This is a genomic window from Synechococcus sp. H60.2, from assembly GCF_047462315.1.
Classification (GTDB): Bacteria; Cyanobacteriota; Cyanobacteriia; order Thermostichales; family Thermostichaceae; genus Thermostichus.
Genome location: NZ_JANSIZ010000114.1, coordinates 1 through 5033, shown reverse-complemented (window position 1 = coordinate 5033; position 5033 = coordinate 1). Strand labels below are relative to the sequence as shown.

2 protein-coding genes and 1 CRISPR repeat array are annotated in these 5033 nt (G+C 52.7%); of the genes, one reads left to right on the top strand and one right to left on the bottom strand.

The features are described 5' to 3' along the window. Window positions 1–98: 98 nt before the first annotated feature. A CRISPR array of direct repeats spans window positions 99–2246; the repeat unit is 36 nt; unit sequence ATGATTTTCCTTTGATTGCCGTAAGGCGTTGAGCAC. Window positions 2247–2479: 233 nt separating this feature from the next. Then, window positions 2480–2722, top strand: a complete 243-nt coding sequence (locus tag NW845_RS12285) for a hypothetical protein (protein ID WP_414378733.1) — start codon at window positions 2480–2482, stop codon at window positions 2720–2722. A 4-nt stretch (window positions 2723–2726) separates the two neighbouring features. Here the strand turns inward: NW845_RS12285 and NW845_RS12280 are convergent, their stop codons facing one another. Further along, a complete protein-coding gene (locus tag NW845_RS12280; RefSeq protein ID WP_414378731.1) occupies window positions 2727–4847 on the bottom strand; it encodes a DEAD/DEAH box helicase in 2121 nt (706 codons plus the stop codon). Between the last annotated feature and the right edge of the window lie 186 nt (window positions 4848–5033).

Sequence of the window (5033 nt, the reverse complement as noted above, 5' to 3'; positions counted from 1 at the left end):
GATCCAAAGAATGGGTTGGCATTCCCTTCTCTCCTTCCTCTTAAAACCTGTACCCTATTTTAAATTAACAGGCTGTAACTCGCATTCCACTCCTGAAAATGATTTTCCTTTGATTGCCGTAAGGCGTTGAGCACATGAGGTCGAACAAGTTCTTCACCCTCGCCTCGCTTTCCAGATGATTTTCCTTTGATTGCCGTAAGGCGTTGAGCACAACGCGCTCACTCCGCGTGGGAGAAGTTGGAAAAACTGATGATTTTCCTTTGATTGCCGTAAGGCGTTGAGCACACCACACGCTTATCGCTGTCGGCACCGCCAATAATCACCATGATTTTCCTTTGATTGCCGTAAGGCGTTGAGCACTTGGCGATGCTCCCGTAGATGTCGGGGAGCAGGGCGATGATTTTCCTTTGATTGCCGTAAGGCGTTGAGCACGCCGCCTCCGCGCTTACGATAAGTGGGCAGAATCTAATGATTTTCCTTTGATTGCCGTAAGGCGTTGAGCACACAAGAAAGACAAAGCGCGGATCCTCGTGGCGACGAGATGATTTTCCTTTGATTGCCGTAAGGCGTTGAGCACGCAGGCTCCACAGCGATCCGTCGCAAGAACTTCTCCCAATGATTTTCCTTTGATTGCCGTAAGGCGTTGAGCACCTGGTACGTGAAGCAGCCTATTTCCGCGGTTCTTATGATTTTCCTTTGATTGCCGTAAGGCGTTGAGCACCCTATTATTGGCTGAATCAGGAGCGCAGCCCCACGGATATGATTTTCCTTTGATTGCCGTAAGGCGTTGAGCACAGCAGCGGACTGTCGGGAAGAAGTGGGATGGCTACATGATTTTCCTTTGATTGCCGTAAGGCGTTGAGCACTGCTCCAACTCCATCACTAACCAGTTCCGGAGAGAATGATTTTCCTTTGATTGCCGTAAGGCGTTGAGCACTATGCCGGTCCAGTCAACCGTCATGAGCAGGCCTGTCAAATGATTTTCCTTTGATTGCCGTAAGGCGTTGAGCACTAGTGTCTCTGTTGTTTCCTACCGTTCCTTCGCCTTATGATTTTCCTTTGATTGCCGTAAGGCGTTGAGCACGGCCAGGACTCCAGAGGCTCACTAGCTGGGAACCCCAGATGATTTTCCTTTGATTGCCGTAAGGCGTTGAGCACGGATTATCTGGTAATGGCGGCACCCTGTAAAGTCCCATGATTTTCCTTTGATTGCCGTAAGGCCTTGAGCACGTCTCCTTGTCGCATAGGGGCCTCGAATCTCTTCCGGAGATGATTTTCCTTTGATTGCCGTAAGGCGTTGAGCACTTACTGCACGGGGTTGGGGTGGCAGCTTGTGGACGACATGATTTTCCTTTGATTGCCGTAAGGCGTTGAGCACTAAAGCCTCGCCAGGACAGCTGCCAGTATTGCTGCCATGATTTTCCTTTGATTGCCGTAAGGCGTTGAGCACTCTATAGGGAGATGTTCTGGGAGCCCTGGTGCTCAGATGATTTTCCTTTGATTGCCGTAAGGCGTTGAGCACCTAGGCCAGCGCGAGTTAACTCAGATAAGGCCCTCTGGATGATTTTCCTTTGATTGCCGTAAGGCGTTGAGCACTTGTCTTGAACACGCGGTTCGAACGCCGGTGGTATGAGCATGATTTTCCTTTGATTGCCGTAAGGCGTTGAGCACAGAATCGGCTTCACGTCCAACCATTGACCTAGGAAATGATTTTCCTTTGATTGCCGTAAGGTGTTGAGCACTAACACAACCGTCAAGATACGCGGGTGGACACTCAAATGATTTTCCTTTGATTGCCGTAAGGCGTTGAGCACAGCTGGTGGCGGCCATCGTGGATCTCTGGTGGGCGTATGATTTTCCTTTGATTGCCGTAAGGCGTTGAGCACCGGCCAGTCAGTTTCGTTCCGTGCAGCCCACCTAAATGATTTTCCTTTGATTGCCGTAAGGCGTTGAGCACGTCCTAAAGGACGCGGAAGACAAGCCGATCGCTTATATGATTTTCCTTTGATTGCCGTAAGGCGTTGAGCACTCATGAACGGCTGGAGGATCTCTGCGGTAGGTTGCTCATGATTTTCCTTTGATTGCCGTAAGGCGTTGAGCACTGTTCCGATTTTGTAGATGCGGCGGCCCCGCTGCTATGATTTTCCTTTGATTGCCGTAAGGCGTTGAGCACCGCTCCCCTGCCCACCCGCCTAACTGCAGAAAAGCCGATGATTTTCCTTTGATTGCCGTAAGGCGTTGAGCATTTTTGAAAGGAAAGCTTCAGGAAGAGGAAGCGGGCGATGGAACTGATCCTCAAACCCATTGTGAGTTGGGATCCCAGATCCGATCTCAGCAAGCATGGCTGGCGCAACTGCGTGCAGAAGAGCAAAATCTAAAAGCCTCAATAGAAGATTTGCAAGCCAAAAAACAGAAGCTTGTTCAGTACTTGAAAGAGGGCGCTGCCAAACTCGATCAGCTCCGCTCACAACGGGATCTTTTGGCCCAAGAGATTGCCCGCCTCAATCAAGTTCGCCAAGCAACAGGCTCTGGCAACTTTGCCGCCCACCCGTCTGGGTTTGGAAAGGGATTCAGCTCCACTTCTACCACCAAAGCTGCTGCCACCTCTGCCTCGGCCAACACCTACGACGCAATTCTTGCAGCCATTGAGGAGAAGGTGAACGACCTAGACGACATGGCAAAAGCGATGACAGAGCTGGGCTCGCTTGAGGGCAGACAGTAATTCTTCAAGCACCTTCCAAGTCCAGATCCACCTCATGAACCCGCCGCAGGGATCCCTTGTTAAAAGCCGGGAAGCGTAGGTAGGGGTACTGCTCCTTGGCCTGCCGCAGCTCTTGGAAGGCGGGAGCCAATTGATCTTTGGGGGAGATCCCTGTTACCACACACCAGATCTTGGTGCGTGTCAAGGCCACAAAAGCTTGATTGCGCCGGCGCAGTTGCTCCTCTACACTTAGCCCCGGCTCGGTGACGTTTTGAAACTGGCAGACGTAGACCTTCCAAGCTTCGTTGCCCTTGGCCCGGAAGATCCCCGATAGGGTGACATGCCCCGGCAAGCGGAAAATATCCCGATCGGCATCTTCGCCAGCAATGAGGGCGCTAATTCCTCTTTGTTTGAGCCTGGCCTTTAGGCTTTCCCAGTAGGGTCTGCTCCCTCTGAAGCTGGCTACACTTGTCACTAGAAGATCTTCCGGCCGAAAACTCCACTGCTTCAGGTCGCGCTCGATCTGTTGGGCAATCCAATTCTGCTCCTCTTCCTCAGAAGGGAAGGTGCGCCAGACCAGCAGCGACTGGGGATCCACCTTGGGATCAAAGTTTTCTTGATCGACGGGGTGGCAAGCCTTGCGGGTGAGGGTAATTGGGGATCCAGGCTTACGAAAATCACCTTCCACCACTTCGTAACCCAAACCTTCCCACTGCTCTTTTTGGGTGACCCCCTGCAAAGGATGGCCTCCACGCAAAAGACCCATGTTGATGGCATGGGCAGCCATGAGGATGATGTTTGGAGTGCGGTAGCAATGGCGCAGTACGATGGCTCGCCCTCCCAACCGCACTTTGGGTTTGCCCGTCTTGTCGCGCCCGAACAGCTCGGCTGCCCCCGGCACCGTCAACGAGCCAATGCTCTGGGCTTCATCATAGGCCCAGTAGAGCCGCTTGGGATCCCGTAAAGTTTGATAGGCTAAACGGTAAAAGGCAGGCGGCAAATCTTGACCTTCATCGATCAAGATGGCGTCAAAAAGTTTAGGGATTTCCTTGGCTTTTAACTCTTGTTCTAACTCTTCGCAGACGTATTTGAAAGGCTCCGTTGTATAGTCATTTTTATCCCTTAACTCTGCCCTTGCCCGATCCAGGCTTTTGGGCGTTAAGCCACATTGGTGAGCGAGCAGGCGATAAAACCCAAGCTGATCCTGGGATCCCCAGGCATGCATCACCCAAAGCTTTTGCCAATTTGGCTCGATGTCAAACTTGCTCTGACAGACTTCCGAGATTTGCCTGCGAATTTGCTCATAGAGAGAGCGGGTGTAGAAAACTACGGCGATGTCCCAATCCGGGTGGTCAGCGTGGATTTTGGCTGCCCTGCGAGTCAAGACTACCGTTTTGCCCGTCCCCGCCAGGCCCCGCAACCGCTGCGGCCCCTCAGGATATTGGGTGGCGATTTTGCGTTGGTCTTCATCGAGTTTGAAGATCCCTTCTTGGACGCGCCGGATCACCGCCTGCGGATCGTAGTCATATACTGGGTCTTCGCCGGGATCCCCCAGCCCTATCCCCAACATTTTGAGGATCACTTCCCATTCTGTGGCGTTGAGAGGAGCGCCATTGGCCTCTTTGGCTGCGTACAGAGTTTGCCGCAACTGCTCTGGGTTTTCCAAATCATCCGCAAAAAGCAGCGCGCCGGTAAAAGGGGGATCCCCGAAGCGCTCCTGCCATTCTTGTCGCTGAATGCGAGGCAAAGCTAGCCGATATTGCCAGGCAACGCGCGCCTGGAGAGGCCGAGTTTCCAGATTTTGCTGCAGCCAATTCTTAATCTGAAACATTTGATTATCGGCCTGCGCCAGAGGGGTTTCGGTTTCCCTGTGCCACTCGCGCATGCGCCACTCGCTGCCGTCGATGGCCTCGATATTGTAAAGGTTGTAGCCCTTACACTCGAAAATCCAAAAGCCCAGTTCAAAATGAATCAATAGAATGTCGGGCTTGGCCTTGGGGCGGCCCTGAGGGTCATAAATGCTGAACTGATGGAGGAGGTAGCCGGGATCAGAGGCCAGGGCTTGCCGCAGCGCATTCCAAACCGTCGCCTCCGCAGCTATTCCTGGCAAGCTGTCGTCCAGAGCGCCGTCGGGTTGAAAGTGCATGGGGGATCCCTCATTTTCCAACTTGAACCCAGTGTACAACAGGAAACCTGAGCTCTTGGGGAAGGATCCAGGGCCCTTAACGTAAGGTGCGGAATTCCCCACCGTCTATACGGTGGGGATGGATAGCACCCTCTGACTGATTCTGGTTCTAGGGAGCAAATCATGCCAAAGCCTAGCCCTTCCCAA